Source organism: Agrococcus sp. AC640b (genome assembly GCF_979255995.1).
Window position 1 is genome coordinate 1 of record NZ_CEEDMM010000026.1, and the last position, 20,835, is coordinate 20,835.

Below are 20,835 nucleotides of genomic sequence, written 5' to 3' on the forward strand. Positions count from 1 at the left end.
GGGGAGGGCGCTCAGCCGATGTGCGGCGTGAGCTTCTCGGTGATCTCGGCGACGCTTGTGAAGTTGTCGATCACGATGACGGTCGCGGGGACGTCGCCGATCTCGGGTGCGAGCTCGTCGGAGGTGAGCACGACGTCGGCCGTGCGCGCGGCGCCGCGAGCGGTGCCGATGTCGGCGGCCTCGACGTCGGCGTCGTCGACGCCGAGCGCGCGCAGCGCCTTCTCCGCGTTCATCTTGAGCAGCACCGAGGTGCCGATGCCCATGCCGCAGACTGCGACGATCTTCATGGTGTGCCTCTCTCGTTCTTCGGTCGTTCGGATGCGTCAGACGGTCGCGTGCTCGGCGAGCAGCGACCGCACGGTGGCGGGGGAGTCGGCGGCGAGCAGCGCCTCGAGGGCGTCGTCGTCGGAGAGGATGCCGGCGAGCGCGGCCATGACCTCGAGGTGGCCGTCGTGGTCGGTGGCGGCGAGGCCGACGACGAGCCGCACGGGGTCGTTGGCCTTCGAGCCGAACGCGACGGGCTCGGCGAGCGACACCCACGAGATGCCGGTGCGCTGCACGGCGGGGCTCGGGCGCGAGTGGGCGAGCGCGAAGCCGGGTGCGATGACGATGTAGGGGCCGTGCTCGTCGACGGCGGCGATCATCTCGTCGGTGTACGCGTCGGTCGTGACGCCTGCGGCGACGAGTCGGTCGCCCGCTGCTCGGATGGCTGCGCGCCAGTCGGCGGCGGCGACGCCGGTGGCGATCGCCTCCTCGGGCAGCTGGTCGGCCAGGTCCACGTCGCGCTCCTTCGTCGTCGAGGGATGGTCATCCTTCTCGGGCGTCGCCGACACTACCCCGAAACGGCGACTTCTGCACACTATTGGTCGAAAGCGCGCCGTCTCCCGCTCCGCACGCGGACGTGACTGGTCGCAGTTTCTGGATGACTGGTCGCAGTTGCACGTGACTGGTCGCAGTTTCGGTGCAACGGTGACCAGTCACCGTGCAACTGCGACCGATCCGGGCGTTGGAGGCGGCACCGCGGCGCCACCCGGCAGGCGTCGAAGCGGCGTCAGCCGCCCGCGCGGCGACGCGTGATGCGGCTGATGCGGTCGGCGTCGAACAGCGCATCCTGCGCGAGCAGCGACGCGCCACGCACGCCGGCCTTCGAGCCCAGGCGCGAGCGCTCCACCACGAGACCCTGCCGAGAGAACACGTGGCTCGCACCGAAGATCGCGCGCCGGATCGAGCCGATGAAGCGTTCGCCGGCCCCTGCGAGGTTGCCGCCGATGACGACGGCGGAGGGGTTCAGCAGGCCGACGACGTCGGCGATCGCGTAGCCGATGACCTCGCCGATCTCCTCGAGCGCGGCGATCGCATCCTCGTCGCCCGCATCCACGAGCGCGACGATGTCGGAGGAGGTGCGGATGCGGGCGCCGCCGCGGGCGAGGTCGTCGCGCACCGTGCCGCCCGAGGCGACCGTCTCGAGGCGGCGCAGCGGCTCGCTGAGGCGTTCGCGCAACGGGGCGCTCAGCTGGCCGGCGCCGCCGCGGGAGCCGCGCAGGATGTCGCCGTCGAGCACGAAGGCGCATCCGACGCCGATGCCGGCCTTCACGACGACGAGGTCGCGGTACTCGGGCCATGCCAGGCGCGACTCGCCGACGGCGAGGATGTTGACGTCGCGGTCGACGGCGACGACGACGTCGGGCATGAGCGAGCCGAGGTACCTGGAGATCTCGACGTCGTCCCATCGCGGGTCGAGCTGCGGGCTGCCGAGGATGCCGGTGCGGGAGTCGACGGCGCCTGGCACGCCGATGCCGATGCCGCGCACGTCGGCCGTCGAGCGGCCGTGCGCGGCCAGCAGGTGCTCGAACACCTGCATGGCCCAGTCGAAGATGTCGTCGGGGCCGTCGAACAGGCCGATGTCGGCCTCGTCCTCGCTGAGCACGGTCGAGACGAGGTCGGTGACGCCGACCTTCGTGTGGCTCGAGCCGATGTCCATCGCGAGCAGCACGCCCGAGTCGGCGTTGACGGCGAACTCCTCGGCGGGGCGGCCGCCACGGGAGTCCTGCTGGCCGGAGCGCACGACGATGCCGGGTTCGAGCAGCTCGTCGAGGCGGCGGCCGATGGTGACGCGCGACCAGCCGAGGCGGTCGACGAGCTCGCTGCGCGTCGTGGCCTCGCCGGAGCGGATGAGGTCGAGCACGACGCCGGAGCCCGTGGACAGGTGCTTGGGCATCTCGTGCCTCCTCTCGGCATCGCTGCGGCCCTCGACGGCCGATGCGTCGCGTCGACTTTCGACTACTTCTATGCCAAAGTAGCGGACATGGCCGACGACGTCACCACGATCCTGCCCGACCCCGTGCTGGGAGCCCGCCACGAGGCCGAGCGGCGGGCCGTCGCGGCCGCGATCGCGATCCCCGCGCACGTCGTGCAGGCGAAGGGCCACGGCCATGCGGGCACCGCGATGGCGATGGCGCCGCTCGCGCACGTGCTGTTCCAGCGCATCCTGCGCCACGACCCGGCCGATCCCGCGTGGGAGGGCCGCGACCGCTTCGTGCTGTCTGCGGGCCACGCGAGCCTGCTGCTGTACACGCAGCTGCACCTCACCGGCTACGACCTGACGCTCGCCGACGTCGCCGCGTCCAGGCAGCTCGACGCGCGCACGCCGGGGCATCCGGAGCTGCGGCACACGCCGGGCGTCGAGATGTCGACGGGGCCGCTGGGGCAGGGCGTCGCATCCGCGGTCGGCATCGCGCTCGCCGCGCGCCGCGACGAGGCGCTGCACGGCGCGGGCACGGGCGTGTTCGACCCGACGGTGTTCGTGCTCGCGGGCGACGGCTGCCTGCAGGAGGGCGTCTCGGGCGAGGCGTCGAGCCTCGCGGGCACGCTGGGGCTCGAGAATCTCGTGCTCATCTGGGACGACAACCGCATCACGATCGACGGCGGCACCGACGACGCCTTCGCGGAGGACGTGCGCGCCCGCTACGCCGCCTACGGGTGGCGGGTGCTCGAGGTCGACGACTTCCGCGACCTCGCGCTGCTCGAGCGCACGCTCGAGGACGCCAGGCGTCGCACGGGCAGGCCGACGCTCGTCGCCGTGCGCTCGGTGATCGGCGCCCCGTCGACCCGCATCGGCGGCACGCCCGCCGCCCACTCGGGCGGCTTCGGCGCCGACGAGGTCGCGGCCGTGCAGACGGCGCTGGGCTTCGCGGCCGACGCGTCGCTCGACGACCTCGTGACGCCCGACGTGCTCGCGGTGACGCGGCGCGCGCTCGAGCGCGGCGAGCGCCTGCACGCCCAGTGGCGCGAGCGGTACGAGACGTGGATGCAGGATGCACCCGGCCGCGTCATGATGCGCCGCTGCTCGGGCGTCGCCGGGTGGGAGCGCAACGACGGCTTCGCAGGCGACCTCGCGCTCGAGGCCGGGCTCGCCGCGCTCGACGCCGTCGAGGTGCCTCGGGAGGGCGCGTCGGTCGCGACGCGTGCGACGAACGGGAAGGTCATCCAGGCGCTGCAGGCGTGGGGTGGGCTCTTCGGCGGCTCTGCCGACCTGTCGGGGTCGACGAGCGTCGCCGTGCCGGGCTCCGCGATGTCGGCGGCCGACCCCGGCGGCGACTTCGTGCACTTCGGCATCCGCGAGCATGCGATGGCGGCCATCCTCTCCGGCATCGCGCTGCACGGGCTGTGGCGGCCGTACGCATCGACGTACCTCGCGTTCAGCGACTACCAGCGCCCGGCGATCCGCCTGCAGGCGCTCATGGGGCTGCCGGCGATCCACGTGTACACGCACGACTCGGTCGCGGTCGGCGAGGACGGGCCGACGCACCAGCCGGTGGAGCAGGTCGCGGCGCTGCGCACCATCCCGGGGCTCGACGTCGTGCGGCCCGCCGACGGTGCCGAGGTGCTCGCGGCGTGGCGGCGCATGCTGGCGACGCCCGAGGGCCCGACGGCGCTCGTGCTGTCGCGGCAGGGCGTGCCGGGGCTGCCCGAGCGTGCCGACCTGGACTCGTCGGTCGCGCACGGCGGCTACGTCGCGTGGCAGCACGGCGACGGCGATGCGCTCGCGCTGATCGCGACGGGCTCGGAGGTGCAGCTGGCGCTCGCCGCCGCGCGCACGCTCGCCGACGAGGGCGTGGCGGTGCGCGTGGTGTCGATGCCGTGCGTGGAGTGGTTCGAGGCGGCGCCCGCGTCGTGGCGCGATGCGGTGCTGCCGCCGTCGCTGCGCGCGCGCGTCGCGATCGAGGCGGGCCGAGGCGACGCATGGTGGCGGTGGGTGGGCCTCGACGGCCGCGTCGTGTCGATCGACGCCTTCGGCGAGTCGGGCGCGGGTGACCAGGTGATGGCGCGCCGAGGCATGACCGCGGATGCGGTGCTCGCCGCTGCGCGCGAGGTGCTGGCGGGCTGACCCGCCCCTGCCGCCCCCGTTCCGAGGTGCGCTTCCCCGTTCCGAGGTGCGCGAGTCCTGCCGAGGTGCGCCGCGAGCCGCACCTCGATTGGAGAACCGCACCTCGTAACGGGCGGCGGCGTGTATCGGCCGGGGGCGACTCTGGCCACCCCATCGACGAGGAATGCTCGGTGCGGCACCGTGGCTGACGACCCATCCGGCGACGGCGAGGAGGCCGACCCATGTCCAGGACCATCATCGTGACGGGAGCGGGCTCCGGCATCGGCGCCGCCACCGCCGCCATCCTGCAGGAGCGCGGCGACACCGTCGTCGGCGTCGACCTGCGTGGCGCGACCGTCGAGGCCGACCTCTCGACGCCCGACGGCCGGCGTGCAGGCGCCGAGGCCGCGATCGCCGCAGCCGAGGGGCGTGTGGACGCCGTCGTGGCATGCGCCGGCATCTCGGCGCCCACCGCCCTCACCACGGCGGTCAACTTCTTCGGCGTCGTCGGCTTCCTCGAGCACGTGCGCTCGACGCTCGCGGCATCCGCCGCTCCGCGCGTGGCGATCACGTCGTCCTTCTCGTCGCTGCAGCCGGTCTCCGACGAGCTCGTCGAGGCGATGCTCGCCGGCGACGAGGCGCGGGCGCTCGCGATCGGCGGCGCGCTCGAGGCAGAGGGGCCCGAGCGCGGGTTCCAGAACTACTCGTCGTCGAAGCGCGGCGTCTCCCGGTGGATCCGCATGGTCGGTCCGGCGCCGGAGTGGGGCGGTGCAGGCATCGCGCTCAACGCGGTCGGTCCGGGCGTCGTCGAGACGCCGATGACGCGCGACCTCATCGCAGGCGACCGGGAGGCGCTCGCGGCGCAGATCCCCATGCCGCTGAACGGCTTCGCCCCGCCCGAGGCGATCGCGGAGGTGCTCGCGTTCCTCGTGAGCGCAGGCAACTCGCACATGACGGGCCAGACGATCTACGTCGACGGCGGTGCGGAGGCGTTGCTGCGCGGCGACGACATCATCGGCCAGCTGCCTGCGGTGGGTGGCGACGCGCCGCCGGACCTGCAGGGGAAGTAGCGCCGCCAGCGGTTGCGAGGTGCGGGTGCTGCGCTGAGGTGCGGTTGCAACCGCACCCGAACGCAGCACCCGCACCTCGCAACGGGCGGGGGAGGCGAGCGGTGGGTGAAGCCGCTACTTCAGCCCCGTCGACGCGATGCCCTGCACGAACTGGCGCTGGAAGACGAGGAACACGACGAGCACCGGCAGCACCGCGACGGTGCAGACGGCCAGCACCATGCCCCACGGCGTCGCGAACTGGTCGCCGCCCTGCAACGACGCGAGCCCGATCGGCAGCGTCTGCACGCTCTCGCCCTGCAGCACGACGAACGGCCACAGGAACTCGTTCCAGCGGGCGAGGAACGTGAGGATCGCGAGCACGCCGATGAGCGGTCCCGACAGCGGCAGCACGACCGTGAGGAAGATGCGCAGCTCGCTCGCCCCGTCCAGCCTCGCCGCCTCGAGCAGCTCGTCGGGGATCGACAGCATGAACTGGCGGGCGATGAAGATGCCCGTCGCCTCCGCGAGCCCCGGCAGGATGACGCCCCAGATGGTGTTCACGAGCCCGAGGTTCACGACGACGAGGAACGCGGGCACGAGAGTGACCTGGATGGGGATCATGATCGTGAGCAGGTAGCTCATGAAGATGAGCTGCCGGCCGCGGAACCGGAACTTCGCGAACGCGTAGCCGGCGAGCAGCGACACGACGACCGACAGCGTCGCCCCGATGACGGAGATGAGCATCGAGTTGCCGATCCACGTCCACAGCGGCTGGGTCGTGAAGGCGGCGACGAAGTTGTCGAGCGTCGGCGACTCGGGCCAGAGCCGGAACGTCGTCGAGTTCGCCTGCCCCTCGGGCGTGAGCGCGGACACGAGCATCCAGTAGAAGGGGAAGAGCATCGTGCCCGTGATGAGCACGAGCAGCGTGACGATGAGGCCCTTCGATGCTCGGCGCCGCCGGTCCTGCGGCGTGCGGCGAGCGCCCTTCGGCGGTCGCGTTGAGGCCCCCTTCGGCACCGTGACCGAACGGGTGTCCATGGTGGCGGTCATGCGTCGTCCTCGCTCTTCCTGCCGGCGCGCAGCCGGATGAGGGTGAAGACGACGAGGATCACGGCGAGCAGCACGCCGGCGGCGCTCGCGTATCCCATGTCGCCCTGTGCGAATGCGGATCGGTAGACGAACTGGATGAGCACGGTCGTCGCGAAGCCGGGTCCGCCGCCCGTGAGCACGAACAGCAGGTCGAACACCTGCAGCGAGAACACGACGTTCACGATGAGCAGGAAGAGGGTCGTCGGCGCGAGCAGCGGCCACGTGATGAGGCGGAAGCGCTGCCATGCCGAGGCGCCGTCGAGCGACGCCGCCTCCATGAGCGACGACGGCACCGACTGCAGCGCGGCCAGGTACAGCACCATGCAGAAGCCGATGCGGCTCCACAGCACCGCGAGGATCACGGTCGGCATCGCCCACGTCGTCGACGTGAGCCACGGCACGCGCTCGAGGCCGGCTGCGGCGACGCCGTTGTTCACGACGCCGTAGTCGGTGTTGAAGATCCACGCCATGATGACGGCGACGCCGACGCCGGAGGCGACCATCGGTGCGAACAGCAAAGTGCGGAAGACGCCGCGGCCGGGCAACGGTCGGTTGAGCAGCACGGCGAGGCCGAGGCCGCCGAGCATCGCGACGGGCACGGTGCCGATCGTGAAGACGGCGGTGTTGCGCAGCGCCTCCCAGAACAGCGGGTCGGAGACGAGGCGGGCGTAGTTGCCGCCGCCGACGAACTCCGGGGAGATCGTCACGGATCCCGACAGCGTCGAGAAGACGATCGCGGCGCCGATGGGCAGGATGCCGAACAGTGCGAAGACGATGGCGCTCGGCAGGAGGAAGGCGTACGGCACGGCGCCGGTCCTGAAGCGTGCCGCACCGCGGCGTCGCCTCGTCGTGGGTGTCGGCGGTCGGGTGGCGGTCTCGGCGGCGGTCTGCGCCGCGGCCACGGCGGTCTCAGGCATTCGCGATCCCCCTGTCGATCATCTGCGCGGTCTCGTCGACGCCCTGCGACCCGATCATCAGCAGGTCGAGGGAGTCGCCGAGCACCTCGCGCACGGTCTGGTAGTCGCGGGTCGCCATGTCGACGCCGACGGCCTCGGGCACGCCCGCGAGCTGCTGCTCGATGACGGTCATGTCCTCGGGCTTGTACTCGTAGCCGACGTCGGCGGCGCGGATGCCCGCGAAGGGCGAGAGGGTGCCGGAGTCGCGGATCGCGCCGAGCGAGTACTCCGGCTGGGCCGCGAACTGCAGGAAGCGGGCGGCGAGCTCGGGCTGCGGCGACGACGACGTCACGATGTTCACGGCGCCCGAGAGGTTCGTCGCCGTCGTCTGGTCGGTCATCATGTACGTCATCCCCCACTCGTCGTCGTCGAGCGTCTGACGCAGCACGTTCGCCTGCCCCTCGTGCACCATGAAGCCCGTCTGCCGGGTGGCGAAGAGGGTCGCGGCGGTGTCGGGCTGGGATGCCTTCACGGTGTTGCTGGGCGAGATGAGCCGGTCGGCGTACATGCCCTGCGTCCACTCGAGGGCGGCGTAGGCCTCGTCGGTCTGCATCGACGGCTCGCCGTCGGTGCCGAACAGCGCGCCGCCGCGCGAGTACACGGTCGGCAGCCAGCGGTTGCCGGAGTTCGCGTTCACGTAGCCCCACGAGGTGCCGTACGCGCCGGTGATGCGCTGCGCCTCCACGCACATGTCGCGGAACTCCTCGGGCGTCCACCCGTCGTCGGTCGAGGTGGGGATGCGGGCGCCGATCTGGTCGACGACGTCGCGGTGGTAGTAGGTCGTCATGCACAGCGTGATCTTGGGGATGCCGAAGACGCCGCCGTCGCGGGAGATGAGGGCTGCGACCGCCGGCAGGTACTGCGCGGCCGTGTCGGGCTCGACGTACGACGCGATGTCGACGGCGGTGCCGTTGCGCGAGTAGCGGCTGACGGCGGAGACGCCGAGCTCGACGATGTCGGGCGCCTGCCCTGCGGCGGTGCGTGCGACGAGCCACGGGTCGAGGGCGCTCTCGGGGATGAAGCTGAAGTCGATGCGGGTGCCGGGGTTCTCGGCCTCGAAGTCGGCGCCCGCGCGGCGCAGGTACTCGATCCAGACGGGGTCGTTGCCGGTGGCGAACTGCACGACGCCGTCGGCCGTGCGACCGGGCGCGCAAGCGGCGAGCGTCGGCAGCACGGCCGCGCCGATGCCCGCGAGGCCGAGGGCCTGCAGCATCTGCCGCCTGGTCAGGCCGGGACCGGAGGGTCCCGTGCGGGCGAGCGGGGAGGGGGGTCTGCGCATCGTGGCGTCTCCTTTGACGTCGTGGCGAGGATGGGGCGCGTCAGCCGGTGACGGCGTCGGCGCGGGGTGCGTCGGTGGGTGGGCGCGCGGCGAGCGTGCGCACTGCGTCGGTGCTGGCGGTCGCGGTGGCGGAGGTGCCGGTGCCGATGCCGGCGCTGACGTCGGCGCTGCGCTCGACGACGGCGCGCGCTGCCTCGCGCACCCAGCGGGCGGCATCGACGATGGCGTCGTCGACCGTCGGTGCGAGGTCGACGGCGGATGCGACGTCCGCGATGCCGACGGCGGCGAGCTCGTCGGTGGTGACGTCGACGCGTCCGGCGACGGCGACCGTGCGCACGCCGAGGGCGCGTGCATGGCGCGCGACGCCCACGGGCGTCTTCCCCAGCAGCGACTGCGCGTCGAGGGATCCCTCGCCGACGACGACGAGGTCGCAGCCGTCGATCGCGGCGTCGAGGCCGAGCACGTCGGCGAGGATCTCGACGCCGTCGCCCGCCTGCGCGCCGAGGATCGCCTGCAGGCCGCCCGCGACGCCGCCGCCCGAGCCGCCCCAGTCGGAGCCGACGAGGTCGACGCCCGTCGCCGCCTCCACGACGGCGCCGAACGCGCGCAGACCGTCGTCCAGCAGCCGGACGGTCGCCGCGTCGGCGCCCTTCTGCGGGCCGAACACGTGGGCGGCACCGTGCTCGCCGACGAACGGGTTCGCGACGTCGGAGCACAGCAGGATCTCGACGCCCGCGAGGCGCGCGCGGGCGTGGGCTGCATCGATCGAGCGGATGCGGTGCAGCTCGCCGCCGCCGCCGCGCACCTGGGCGCCGCGCTCGTCGAGCAGCTCGACGCCGAGGGCGTGCAGGGCGCCGATGCCCGCGTCGGTGGAGGCGGAGCCACCGACGCCGAGCACGATGCGCCGCGCTCCGGCGGCGATGGCGCGGGCGATGAGCTCGCCGGTGCCCTCGGTGTGGGCGTCGAGCGCCACCTGCGGCGAGGGGGTGACGAGCGGCAGCCCGCTCGCCTGCGCCATCTCGACGATCGCCGTGTCGCCCAGCAGTGCCCAGCGGGCGTCGACGGGCTCGCCGAGGGGGCCGGTGACGCGGTCGACGCGCGCCTCGGCGCCGGCTGCGATCGCCGCATCCACCGTGCCCTCGCCGCCGTCGGCGAAGGGCAGCGATCGGATGTCGGCACCGGGCAGGGCGTCGCGCACGCCGAGGGCGATGGCGTCGACGGCCTCGGCGGCCGTCAGCGTGCCCTTGAACTTGTCGGGTGCCACGAGCACCCGCACGGCGCGATCAGCCATCGGTGCGGACCTCGACGACCTCGTACAGGCCGACCTCGGGCAGGGCGATGCGGATGCCGCCCGCCTCCGCCTCGACCGCGAGCGTCTCGCCGTCGACGAGCGCCGTCGCCGTCGCATCCGCACCGGCTGCGACCCACAGCGAGCCGCCGCGCGCAGGCATCGCCGGCCCGATGGAGTTGCGCTGCACGCCCGAGAAGTTCAGCACATGCACGAGCAGGCCGCGCGGGCCGCGCTGCACCGTGATCTCGAGCTGCTCGGGCAGGTCGGCCTCGACGACGCGGCCGTCACCGAGCTGCTCGCGCACGAGGCGGGCGAGGATGCGGCCCGACTCGGGGGTGCCGAGGTGTCGGTACGTCGAGCCCGGCAGCCACGGCAGCACCGTGTGCGCACCAGCGCCCGAGCGGCGGATCGCGATGCCCGGGTACTGCGTCGGACGCGTGCCGTGGCACTGCTCCGGCGGTCCGAAGGGCACCTGTGCGAGCAGGGTGTGGCGCGTCTCGGCCGCGTCGCCCAGGTCGAGGTAGTGGTACGCCCCGAACACCGACGAGATGCGGTCGTAGCCGTCTCCCACGCCGGGCGTCGCGTCGGCGACGTACGTGTTCTTCAGCGTCTCGGCATCCGTGTGCACCGCCGTGCGTCGCGTCGCAGGGGAGGTGGCGAGCTGGATGCTCGTGCCGTCGATGCCGCTGCCACCGGTCGCGATGAGGCGCCCGCCGCGCTCGACCCAGGCATCCAGCGCCGCGACGGCCGCGTCGGGCAACGTGCCGACGTCGGCGAGCACGATGACCGAGTACGGCTGCTCGCGGTCGGCGGCCGCGTGCAGCGCGAGGTCCTTCGCGCCGCCGACGTCGAACGCCACGTGCTCGCGCTGCAGCGCCTCGTAGACGCCGCGCAGCTCGAGGTCGGCGTGCTCGGCGAACACCGATCGGCGACCGCCGCCGTCGCTGCCCACCACGAGCACGGGTGCCGCGGGCCGCAGGTCGACGTAGGAGTCGTGGTGGTCGCGGTGGAAGCGCGTCACGGCGCCGCCGGCCGGCAGGTCGGCGAACGGGGCGTCGGCGGGCGGACCCATCGTGTACGTCGACGGGTTCGCGCCCCGCGCGATGGCTTGCACGAAGTACATGGCGTACTGCTCGTCCTGGATGGGCGCGTAGCGGTAGGGCATGTCGACGAAGACGGCGGAGTTCACGAGCACCGGCACGTCGGGCCGTCGCGACTTCGAGGTGCTGACGGTCGACTCGCACTGGAACGGCCAGTAGTCGCGGCCGACCTTCGAGTTCGCCTCGTGGAAGAAGACGTCTGCCTTCTCGCCGAGGATGAGCGCCGCCTCGGGCAGCAGGCTCCGAATGTGCGCGCGGTAGCGGGCGGTGAGGTCGTCGAGCGTCGCGGTCGTGTAGCCGAGCCACTCGGCGTACGAGGGGTGCTCGGCGCTGTCGGGGTGCGCCATCCCCGGCGCGAACGCTGCGAAGCCGTCCTGGCATGCGCCGCACTGGCACGCGCCGCGGTTGCGGTACGAGTAGTCCATCTCGTTGAACGACATCCAGTTGAAGAAGAAGCCGTCGACGGGGTAGCGCTCGCTGAGCTCGGTGAGGATCTCGAAGACCTTCTCCTGGTAGTACGGGCCCGAGGGGCACACGCTCACCTGGCCCTGGTACTCCTGGCGCTTGCCGTCTGCGTCGATGAACTGCCAGTCGGGGTGGCGGGCGGCGACGTTCGCCGAGACCTTCGAGAAGTCCATGCGGGCGAGGATGCGGATGCCGCGGGCGCGGGCGGCGGCGTACGCGTCGCCCAGCAGGTCGCCGCTGGGCCGCTCCGCGAGGTACGGGTTGCGCGTCTGGAACTCGAGGTCGGACGGGTAGAAGGAGAGGATGCCGCCGCCGTTGACGAGCCACGCGTTCGCCCCGTGCGCCTCGATGTCGTCGAGGCAACGCTCGACGTCCATGCCGCCGTCGATCTCGCGCAGGTTGGTCTGCAGCATGCGGAACGACTGCTGCCACCAGAGCTGGTCGGTCTTCTGGTCGGTCGCGATCGCGAGGGTCATGCGTCGGTCCTTCCGGCCAGCTCGGCCTGGAGTCGGTAGAGGGCGGAGTGGTCGAGGCCGCCGTCGCCGCGGGCGACGAGCTCGCGCACGAGCCCGGTGACGAGGCTGCCTGCCGGCAGCGGCACGCCGGAGTCGCGGGCGGTGTCCTCGACGATGCCGAGGTCCTTCTGATGCAGCTCGAGCCGGAAGCCGGGCGCGTACGAGCGGTCGAGCATCGCCTGCTTCTTGCGCTGCAGCACGGTCGAGCCTGCGAGGCCGCCGCCGAGCACGTCGAGCGCGGGACCCGTCTCGATGCCCTGCGCCTCGATGAGCACGAGCGCCTCGGCGAGCATCTGGATGTTGCCGGCGACGATGAGCTGGTTCGCGGCCTTCACGACCTGGCCGGCGCCTGCGGGCCCGACGTGCACGATGGTCGTGCCCATCGCCTCGAGGATGGGGCGCACGCGCTCGACGTCGTCGGCGTCGCCGCCGACCATGATCGACAGCGCACCCTCGATCGCGCCGGCCTCGCCGCCGGAGACGGGGGCGTCGAGCGTGCGGTGGCCCGCCTCGCCGAGCAGCTCAGCGTGCTCGCGGGCGGCGCTGGGCGCGATCGTCGACATGTCGATGACCGTCGTCGTGCCCTCGATCAGCGGGGCGTAGGCGTCGAGCACGGCGCGCACGTCGGGGGCGTCGGGCAGCACGGTGACGACGGCGTCGGGGCTCTTCGGCAGGTCGTCGATGCTGTCGACCACGGTGAGCCCGGCCTCGCGGGCCTTGGCGCGGCTGCCCTCGGAGCGGGTGAAGGCGACGACGTCGAAGCCCGCCCGCTGCAGGTTGCTCGCCATGGGCGTGCCCATGACGCCGAGGCCGACGAAGGCGATGGAGGTCACTGGGCCACCCCCGCCGTCGTGCGCTGGCGGTGGACGGTGCGCCTGTCGGCGAGACCCATGGATGCTCCTTCGCGTCCGGCGCCTGCCGTGCGCATCCCGGGGCTCACGCTTCGCGATGCACGACCAGCGGCGCCGCTGATGTCGTCTTGACTGTCATGTATACATGACGGTCATCCGCCGCGCTAGAGGTCGTTGCGAGGTCGCATCCTGCACCGGAGCGTTGCGAGGTACGCACCTCGCCGGCAGGTGCGTCAATTGCGGTACCTCGGGTCGAGGTGCGTACCTCGCGGGTCGAGCTGCGTACCTGTGGGCGAGCTGGGTACCCCGAAACGCGCTGGCCTCTCAGGCTTTCAGCAACATCAAGTCGTTACGGTGAGGCATCCTCGGATTGGAGCATCGATGCCCATTGATTTCGTCGCCGTCGACTTCGAGACGGCGAACTTCTCCCGAGGTTCGGCGTGTGCGGTCGGCGTCGCACGCGTCCGCGCAGGCCGTGTAGTCGAGCAGGCTGAGTGGTTCATCGAGCCGCCGGGGGGTCCGTTCTTCACGAACACGCACATCCACGGCATCGACCACCGCGATGTCGCGGGGGCGCCGTCCTGGAACGAGAGCCTGGCGATGCTCGATCGTTTCGTGGCGGCTGACGATCTGATCGCGTACAGCGGCTTCGATCGCGGCGTCTACAACGCGGCGAACACGTTCCATGCCATCGAACGCCCGGACTACCGCTGGCGCAACGCGCTGTCGCTCGTCCAGCGTCGATACCCGCTCGACGCGCACGGGTTGGAGGACCACCGTCTGCCCTCGATCGTCAAGCTCTTCGGTCTCGGCGACTTCGAGCATCACAGGGCGGCGGACGACGCCGCGATGTGCGCCCGGATCGTCGCTCGAATCGCTGTCGATCACCGGATCGAAGATCTCGATGCGCTCTGGCCGATCCCGGGCGCGCGAAAGGACAAGTCGCGCACCTACGTCTACAAGCCGGCGGCGCCCCTGCCGATCCGCAATGAGACGGCGGATCCTGCCCACCCGTTGTTCGGCGAGACGGTCTGCTTCTCGGGTGACCTCGAGGGGTTCGGTCGCAAGGATGCGCAGCAGATCGTCGCCGATTTCGGGGCGACCGTCTCCGGCAGCGTCACGAAGAAGACGACGTTGGTCGTGATGGGGCGCTTCGACCCGTCGACCTTGAAGGTGGGAGCGGCGCTCAGCGCGAAGGTCGAGCGTGCGATCGAGCTGCGGACCAAGGGGCAGCGAGTGGAGGTCATCGACGAACCGACGTTCATCGAGCTCATCAACCTCGATCCAGCAGCCTAGGCGCAGCTACTCGGCCTGCTGCGCACCCCATCCGTGCGCGCCGACGATGCGGGCCCGCACGTCGACGCGGGGGCGCTCGCGGTCGGGGTAGGGGCGGCCGCCGTAGTGGTTCGAGAGCGAGTCGATGCCCGTCATGTCGGGGTCGTCGGCGATGTCCTCGACGACGAGCTGCAGCGACAGGTGGGTGTACCAGTTCGCCTCGTCGATGACGTCGAGCGCGAAGCGCGGGTCGCGGCGCAGGTGGCCCAGGCGCACGCGCTCGGCGTCGAGGTTCACGAGGATGCGGCCGTCGTCCTCGAGCAGGTACCAGGTGGCGACGGCGACGGGGCGGCCGTCCTTCGCGAGCGTCGCCATGACCGCGGGGTTCGGCTTGCGCAGGAACTCGAGGGCATCGGGGCTGAGCGTCGTCGTCATGCCTCCCACGCTAGCCGCGCGTCGCGAGCGCCCGGGGGCCTTGCAGGCCGCCGATCTTCCTAGACTGGCGGCACGGAGTCGGCGCTCGCCGCCCGTGAGGGAGGCGTCATGAGCGGTGCGCTGCGCACGACGTCGGTCGTCGACGCCCTCCACGACGAGCTGAAGTCGCGCATCCTGCGCGGCGACGAGCAGCCGGGTGCCGCCCTCACCGAGCTGAGCGTCTCGGCGGCGTTCGGCGTCGCGCGCCCGACGGCGAAGGCGGCGATCGAGCGGCTCATCGCCGGCGGCCTGCTCGTGCGGGCATCCCGCCGTGCCGGCCCGACGGTGCCGGAGCTCTCGCACGACGAGATCGAGGATCTGTACGACACCCGCATCGCCATCGAGACGCACGCGCATCATCTGCTGGGCGCTGCGGGCACGGACATCGCCTCGGCCGAGGCGCAGAACTCGGCGTTGCGTGCAGCGGCGGAGGCGGGGGATGCGCTCGCGGTCGTCGACGCCGACGTCGCCTTCCATCGCGAGCTCGTGCGCCTCACCGGCAGCACCCGAACGGCCCGCGCCCACGAGCTGCTGCTCGCGGAGGCGCAGCTGTGCATGGCGCGCGTGCAGACGAACCAGCTGCTCACGGCCGCGACCATCGCGGGCGAGCACGACGCGATCGCCGCCGCGATCCGCTCGGGCAACCTTGCCGCGATCACCGCCGCGACCGCCGACCACCTCGCGAACGCCGAGCACAAGCTGCTGGGGCACCTGTTCGGCTGACCCTGTCGTTGCGAGGTGCGCTTCTCCAGCTGAGGTGGAGCTCGCAGCGCACCTCAGTTGGAGAAGCGCACCTCGGGGCGGCCGGCGCACCCCGAGGCGTTAGGTGATCTGGTCCAGCTGCTGCGTCTGATCCGGCACCGTCGCCGAGCGCGCGTACCCGCGCACGCGTCGGTCGATGAACGTCACCGCCCACAGCAGGATGCCAATCACGAGCAGCACGCCGGCGATGCCGTACTGCGCGAGGTCGCGGCCGGAGGTCCACGGCAGCACGAGGTAGATGCAGGCGATGACGCCGATGACCGGCAGGAACGTGGGCGTCGTGAAGTGCTGGTGGTCGACGGGGTCGCGGCGCAGCACGAGCACGGCGACGTTGACGACGCCGAACACGGCGAGCAGCAGCAGCGAGGTGGTGCCGCCGAGCAGCACGACGATGGGGTCTTCGGTGTTCACCGACACCCACGCGATGAGGCCGAGCGCGATGACCGTCGTGACGAGGATCGCGACCCACGGGGTGCGGCGGCCGGGCAGCACGCCCTTGAGGATGGGCGGCAGCACCCCTTGGCGGCTCATGCCGTACAGCAGGCGGCTGGCCATCATCATGTTGATGAGCGCCGTGTTGGCGACGGCGAACATCGAGATGAACGGGATGAGCGCGTTGATCGGGAAGCCGGGGGCGGCGGTCTCCACCACCGTGACGAACGGGGCGGCGTTGCCTGCGAGCTCGCCGACGGGCACGATCGCGACGGCCAGGATCGACACGACCACGTAGACGACGGCGGTGATGCCGAGGCCCGTGAGCATGACGCGCGGGAAGATGCGGTTCGGCTCCTTCACCTCCTCCGCCATGTTGACGCTGTCCTCGAAGCCGACCATCGCGAAGAACGCGAGCGACGTCGCGGTGCTCACGGCGAGCAGCACGCTCTTGTCCTCGGGCGTCTCGAACAGGATCGCGCGCGAGAAGTCGGCGGTGCCGCCGAAGACGGCGAACATCGAGATGCAGATGACGAGCAGCAGGCCCGACAGCTCGATCATCGTGAGCACGACGTTGAGGCCGACGCTCTCGGCGACACCGCGCAGGTTCACGAGCGCGAGCAGGATCATGAAGCCGAGCGCGATCGGCAGCGGCGAGACGCCCTCGAGGCCGAACCCGATGGTGAAGTTCGCGGCGAACGCGCTCGATGCGCTCGACGCCGACGTGATGCCCGAGCACATCACGGTGAACAGCACGAGGAACGTGACGAAGTGGATGCCGAACGCCTTGTGCGCGTAGAGCGCGGCGCCCGCGGCCTGCGGGTACTTCGTGACGAGCTCGAGGTACGAGCACGCCGTGATCGTCGCGACGGCGAACGCGATGAGGAACGGCACCCACGCCGCCCCGCCGACCTCGGCCGCCACCTGCCCGGTGAGCGCGTAGATGCCGGTGCCGAGGATGTCGCCGACGACGAACAGCAGCAGCAGCTTCGGCCCCATGACCCGCTTGAGCTCGGGCTGGTCGGTGGAGGCGGTGGCGTCAGCGTCGACGGTCATGGTCCATGATGCGCCACGAGGGGTACATCGGTCCAGCGATCACCGCCCGGAACGGACCGCTCCGCTCCGAGCACGACGAAGCGCCCCGGCCCGCAGATGCAGGGCCGGGGCGCTTCGTTCGGTCGGCGGGAGGTCCGACCGGGTCAACGAGGGATCAGAAGTCCCAGTCCTCGTCCTCCGTCGCCACGGCCTTGCCGATGACGTAGGAGGAGCCGGAGCCCGAGAAGAAGTCGTGGTTCTCGTCGGCGTTCGGCGACAGGGCCGAGAGGATCGCCGGGTTCACGTCCGTCACCGACGACGGGAACAGGGGCTCGAACCCGAGGTTCATGAGCGCCTTGTTCGCGTTGTAGTGCAGGAACTTCTTCACGTCCTCCGTGAGGCCCACGGAGTCGTACAGCTCGGCGGTGTACTTCGACTCGTTCTCGTACAGCTCGTAGAGCAGCGTGTACGTGTAGTCCTTGATCTCGGCCTGGCGCTCCTCGGAGAGCTTCGCGAAGCCCTGCTGGAACTTGTAGCCGATGTAGTACCCGTGCACGGCCTCGTCGCGGATGATGAGGCGGATCATGTCGGCCGTGTTCGTGAGCTTCGCGTGGCTCGACCAGTACATCGGCAGGTAGAAGCCCGAGTAGAACAGGAACGACTCGAGCAGCGTCGACGCGATCTTGCGCTTCAGCGGGTCATCGCCCTCGTAGTAGTCGACGATGATCTCGGCCTTGCGCTGCAGGTACGGGTTCTCCGTCGACCAGCGGAACGCGTCGTCGATCTCCTTCGTCGACGCGAGGGTCGAGAAGATCGACGAGTACGACTTCGCGTGCACCGACTCCATGAACGCGATGTTCGTGTAGACGGCCTCCTCGTGCGGCGTGATCGCATCGGGGATGAGCGACACGGCGCCCACGGTGCCCTGGATGGTGTCGAGCAGCGTGAGGCCCGTGAAGACGCGCATCGTCAGCTGCTGCTCGGCCGGCGTCAGCGTGCCCCACGACTGGATGTCGTTCGACAGCGGCACCTTCTCGGGCAGCCAGAAGTTGTTCACGAGACGGTTCCAGACCTCGAGGTCCTTGTCGTCTTCGATGCGGTTCCAGTTGATCGCCTGCACGAGGTGGTTGTGCTTGTGCTGGCGCTTCTGGGCCTCGGTCTGCTGGCCGGCTGCGAGCGTCTCGCTCGTCGCCTCCCGCTCCGCGGCGATCTGCTCGCGCGTCTCCTCGATGGGAGCGTCGACGAGCTCGTCGAACGCGCCGGCTGCGCCGGTGCTCTGCTGGGTGTCGGTCATGTCCTGATCCTCGATCTCTCGGTCGCGTGTCTCACATGCTCAGAGCATGCAGGAGACGCAACCCTCCACTTCCGTGCCCTCGAGCGCGAGCTGGCGGAGACGGATGTAGTAGACGGTCTTGATGCCCTTGCGCCATGCGTAGATCTGGGCCTTGTTGATGTCGCGCGTCGTCGCGGTGTCCTTGAAGAACAGCGTGAGCGACAGGCCCTGGTCGACGTGCTGCGTCGCCGCGGCATACGTGTCGATGATCTTCTCGGGTCCGATCTCGTACGCGTCCTGGAAGTACTCCAGGTTGTCGTTCGTCATGAACGGCGCCGGGTAGTAGACGCGGCCGATCTTGCCTTCCTTGCGGATCTCGATCTTCGCGGCGATCGGGTGGATCGACGACGTCGAGTTGTTGATGTACGAGATCGAGCCCGTCGGCGGCACGGCCTGCAGGTTCTGGTTGTAGATGCCGTGCTGCTGGATGAGCGCCTTCAGCTCGCGCCAGTCGTCCTGCGTGGGGATGTGCACCTCGGCGTCGGCGAACAGCTGCGCGACGCGCTGCGTCGCAGGCGTCCACGCCTGGTCGGTGTACTTGTCGAAGAACTCGCCCGACGCGTACGTGGAGCGCTCGAAGCCGTCGAACGTCACGCCCTTCTCCTGCGCGATGAGGTTCGACGCCCGCAGGCAGTGGAACAGCACCGTGTAGAAGTAGATGTTCGTGAAGTCGACGCCCTCGTCGGAGCCGTAGAAGATGCGCTCGCGGCCGAGGTAGCCGTGCAGGTTCATCTGGCCGAGGCCGATGGCGTGGCTCATGTCGTTGCCGCGGGCGATCGACGGCACCGAGTCGATGTTCGACTGGTCGGACACCGCCGTGAGGGCGCGGATCGAGGTCTCGATCGTGCGACCGAAGTCGGGCGAGTCCATCGCGAGGGCGATGTTCAGCGAGCCGAGGTTGCAGGAGATGTCCTTGCCGATCGACTGGTAGCCGAGGTCCTCGACGTAGTCGCTGGGCGTGTTCACCTGCAGGATCTCGCTGCACAGGTTCGACATGTTGATGCGGCCGTCGATGGGGTTCGCCCGGTTCACCGTGTCCTCGAACATGATGTACGGGTAGCCCGACTCGAACTGGATCTCGGCGAGCGTCTGGAAGAAGTCGCGGGCGCGGATCTTCTTCTTCGTGATGCGGGCGTCGTCGACCATCTCGTGGTACTTCTCGGTCACGGAGATGTCGGCGAACGGCTTGCCGTACACGCGCTCGACGTCGTAGGGCGAGAACAGGTACATGTCCTCGTCCTTCTTCGCCAGCTCGAACGTGATGTCGGGCACCACGACGCCCAGCGAGAGCGTCTTGATGCGGATCTTCTCGTCGGCGTTCTCGCGCTTCGTGTCGAGGAACCGCATGATGTCGGGGTGGTGCGCCTGCAGGTACACCGCTCCGGCACCCTGACGGGCGCCGAGCTGGTTCGCGTACGAGAAGCTGTCCTCGAAGAGCTTCATCACGGGGATGATCCCCGACGACTGGTTCTGGATCTGCTTGATCGGGGCGCCGTACTCGCGGATGTTCGTGAGGTTGAACGCCACGCCACCGCCGCGCTTCGACAGCTGCAGCGCGGAGTTGATCGAGCGACCGATCGACTCCATGTTGTCCTCGATGCGCAGGAGGAAGCACGAGACGAGCTCGCCGCGCTGCTTCTTGCCCGCGTTCAGGAACGTCGGCGTCGCCGGCTGGAAGCGGCCGTTGACGATCTCGTCGACCAGGGCCTCCGCCAGACGCTCGTCGCCGGCCGCGAGGGCCAGGGCGACGTTGACGATGCGGTCCTCGTACCGCTCGAGGTAGCGGTTCCCGTCGAACGTCTTCAGCGTGTACGACGTGTAGTACTTGAACGCGCCGAGGAACGTGGGGAAGCGGAACTTGTAGCCGTAGGCGCGCTTCATGAGCGACTTGATGAACTCGAACGAGTACTGCTCGAGCACCTCGCCCTCGTAGTACTCGTTCTCGACGAGGTAGTCGAGCTTCTCCTTCAGCGAGTGGAAGAAGACCGTGTTCTGGTTGACGTGCTGCAGGAAGTACTGGTTCGCAGCCTCGCGGTCCTTCTCGAACTGGATCTCGCCGTTCGGGCCGTAGAGGTTGAGCATCGCGTTGAGCGAGTGGTAGTCCATCTGCGGCGCGTGGGTGCCCGCCGCGGACTGCTCGGTGGTCACAGTTGCCACAGGTCGTCCAATCTCTGGTTGAGGATGCTGACGTCGTCGGGAGTCCCGAAGACCTCGAATCGATGCAGGTAGGGCACGTCGCACTTCGCGGCGATGATGTCGCCTGCGATGCAGAAGTCGGACCCGAAGTTCGTGTTGCCGCCGGCGACGACGCCGCGGAGGAGGGCGCGGTTGCCCTCGTCGTTCAGGAAGCGGATGACCTGCTTGGGCACCGAGCCCCTGCCGTGCTCGCCGTACGTCGGCGTCACGAGCACGTACGGCCGCTCGACCTGCAGCGCAGGCTGGCTCGCGTGGAGGGGGATGCGCACCGCTGGGCGACCCAGCTTCGTCACGAAGCGCGCCGTGTTGCCCGAGACCGACGAGAAGTAGACGATCTCGGGAGCCATCGGAGGGGCTTCGAGGAGCA

The 20,835-nt window shown here is 70.4% G+C and carries 18 protein-coding genes; 4 read left to right on the forward strand and 14 right to left on the reverse strand.

Annotated elements, in window-relative coordinates; genetic code table 11:
* Positions 1–11 precede the first annotated feature (11 nt).
* The 3 genes from ACZ6H8_RS11115 to ACZ6H8_RS11125 form a co-directional block, all read right to left on the reverse strand.
* The gene (locus ACZ6H8_RS11115) at positions 12–287 is read right to left on the reverse strand and encodes a PTS sugar transporter subunit IIB (RefSeq protein ID WP_144720287.1); all 276 of its coding nucleotides are present in this window, start codon (positions 285–287) and stop codon (positions 12–14) included.
* A 36-nt stretch (positions 288–323) separates the two neighbouring features.
* A complete protein-coding gene (locus tag ACZ6H8_RS11120) occupies positions 324–779 on the reverse strand; it encodes a PTS sugar transporter subunit IIA (protein WP_464146895.1) in 456 nt (151 codons plus the stop codon).
* A gap of 272 nt (positions 780–1,051) precedes the next feature.
* On the reverse strand, positions 1,052–2,218 hold the full coding sequence (locus tag ACZ6H8_RS11125; RefSeq protein ID WP_464146896.1) for an ROK family transcriptional regulator: 1,167 nt from the start codon (positions 2,216–2,218) through the stop codon (positions 1,052–1,054).
* Positions 2,219–2,305: 87 nt separating this feature from the next.
* On the opposite strand from ACZ6H8_RS11125, the gene ACZ6H8_RS11130 reads away from it, so the two are divergent.
* Both ACZ6H8_RS11130 and ACZ6H8_RS11135 read left to right on the forward strand, forming a co-directional pair.
* Complete coding sequence (locus ACZ6H8_RS11130; protein WP_464146897.1) at positions 2,306–4,387, forward strand: transketolase family protein; 2,082 nt, start codon at positions 2,306–2,308, stop codon at positions 4,385–4,387.
* Between the two features lie 221 nt (positions 4,388–4,608).
* A complete protein-coding gene (locus tag ACZ6H8_RS11135; protein ID WP_464146898.1) occupies positions 4,609–5,436 on the forward strand; it encodes an SDR family oxidoreductase in 828 nt (275 codons plus the stop codon).
* Between the two features lie 114 nt (positions 5,437–5,550).
* On the opposite strand, the gene ACZ6H8_RS11140 is transcribed toward ACZ6H8_RS11135, so the two are convergent.
* The 6 genes from ACZ6H8_RS11140 to ACZ6H8_RS11165 are packed head-to-tail and all read right to left on the reverse strand — an operon-like array spanning position 5,551 to position 12,943.
* On the reverse strand, positions 5,551–6,465 hold the full coding sequence (locus ACZ6H8_RS11140; RefSeq protein WP_464146899.1) for a carbohydrate ABC transporter permease: 915 nt from the start codon (positions 6,463–6,465) through the stop codon (positions 5,551–5,553).
* Complete coding sequence (locus ACZ6H8_RS11145) at positions 6,462–7,421, reverse strand: carbohydrate ABC transporter permease (RefSeq protein ID WP_464146900.1); 960 nt, start codon at positions 7,419–7,421, stop codon at positions 6,462–6,464. Before ACZ6H8_RS11145 ends, ACZ6H8_RS11140 begins: the two co-directional genes overlap by 4 nt.
* Complete coding sequence (locus ACZ6H8_RS11150) at positions 7,414–8,739, reverse strand: ABC transporter substrate-binding protein (RefSeq protein WP_464146901.1); 1,326 nt, start codon at positions 8,737–8,739, stop codon at positions 7,414–7,416. The genes ACZ6H8_RS11145 and ACZ6H8_RS11150 overlap by 8 nt, the downstream gene beginning before the upstream one ends.
* A 40-nt stretch (positions 8,740–8,779) precedes the next feature.
* The gene (locus tag ACZ6H8_RS11155; protein WP_464146902.1) at positions 8,780–10,030 is read right to left on the reverse strand and encodes a glycerate kinase; all 1,251 of its coding nucleotides are present in this window, start codon (positions 10,028–10,030) and stop codon (positions 8,780–8,782) included.
* On the reverse strand, positions 10,023–12,071 hold the full coding sequence (locus ACZ6H8_RS11160; RefSeq protein ID WP_464146903.1) for an alpha-amylase family protein: 2,049 nt from the start codon (positions 12,069–12,071) through the stop codon (positions 10,023–10,025). The genes ACZ6H8_RS11155 and ACZ6H8_RS11160 overlap by 8 nt, the downstream gene beginning before the upstream one ends.
* The gene (locus ACZ6H8_RS11165; protein ID WP_464146904.1) at positions 12,068–12,943 is read right to left on the reverse strand and encodes an NAD(P)-dependent oxidoreductase; all 876 of its coding nucleotides are present in this window, start codon (positions 12,941–12,943) and stop codon (positions 12,068–12,070) included. The genes ACZ6H8_RS11160 and ACZ6H8_RS11165 overlap by 4 nt, the downstream gene beginning before the upstream one ends.
* Positions 12,944–13,342: 399 nt before the next feature.
* On the opposite strand from ACZ6H8_RS11165, the gene ACZ6H8_RS11170 reads away from it, so the two are divergent.
* Complete coding sequence (locus ACZ6H8_RS11170) at positions 13,343–14,257, forward strand: BRCT domain-containing protein (protein ID WP_464146905.1); 915 nt, start codon at positions 13,343–13,345, stop codon at positions 14,255–14,257.
* Positions 14,258–14,263: 6 nt separating this feature from the next.
* Here ACZ6H8_RS11170 and ACZ6H8_RS11175 read toward each other — a convergent pair whose 3' ends face one another.
* Entirely contained in the window at positions 14,264–14,671 is a 408-nt protein-coding gene (locus tag ACZ6H8_RS11175; protein WP_464146906.1) for a TIGR03618 family F420-dependent PPOX class oxidoreductase, read from the reverse strand.
* 108 nt (positions 14,672–14,779) lie between these two features.
* Between ACZ6H8_RS11175 and ACZ6H8_RS11180 the strand changes: the two genes are divergently transcribed.
* Positions 14,780–15,433 carry a GntR family transcriptional regulator gene (locus ACZ6H8_RS11180; RefSeq protein WP_464146907.1) on the forward strand — a complete coding sequence of 218 codons (654 nt, stop codon included), beginning with the start codon at positions 14,780–14,782 and terminating at the stop codon, positions 15,431–15,433.
* A gap of 99 nt (positions 15,434–15,532) precedes the next feature.
* Here the strand turns inward: ACZ6H8_RS11180 and ACZ6H8_RS11185 are convergent, their stop codons facing one another.
* The 4 genes from ACZ6H8_RS11185 to nrdI form a co-directional block, all read right to left on the reverse strand.
* The gene (locus ACZ6H8_RS11185; protein ID WP_464146908.1) at positions 15,533–16,960 is read right to left on the reverse strand and encodes an APC family permease; all 1,428 of its coding nucleotides are present in this window, start codon (positions 16,958–16,960) and stop codon (positions 15,533–15,535) included.
* Positions 16,961–17,114: 154 nt separating this feature from the next.
* Positions 17,115–18,233, reverse strand: coding sequence for a class 1b ribonucleoside-diphosphate reductase subunit beta (gene nrdF, locus ACZ6H8_RS11190; RefSeq protein WP_464146909.1), 1,119 nt, complete (start codon positions 18,231–18,233; stop codon positions 17,115–17,117).
* A 39-nt stretch (positions 18,234–18,272) separates the two neighbouring features.
* Positions 18,273–20,378: a class 1b ribonucleoside-diphosphate reductase subunit alpha gene (nrdE, locus tag ACZ6H8_RS11195; RefSeq protein ID WP_464146933.1), complete on the reverse strand. Its 2,106-nt coding sequence runs from the start codon at positions 20,376–20,378 to the stop codon at positions 18,273–18,275.
* Positions 20,379–20,416: 38 nt separating this feature from the next.
* Entirely contained in the window at positions 20,417–20,815 is a 399-nt protein-coding gene (gene nrdI, locus ACZ6H8_RS11200; RefSeq protein WP_464146910.1) for a class Ib ribonucleoside-diphosphate reductase assembly flavoprotein NrdI, read from the reverse strand.
* Positions 20,816–20,835: the final 20 nt, after the last annotated feature.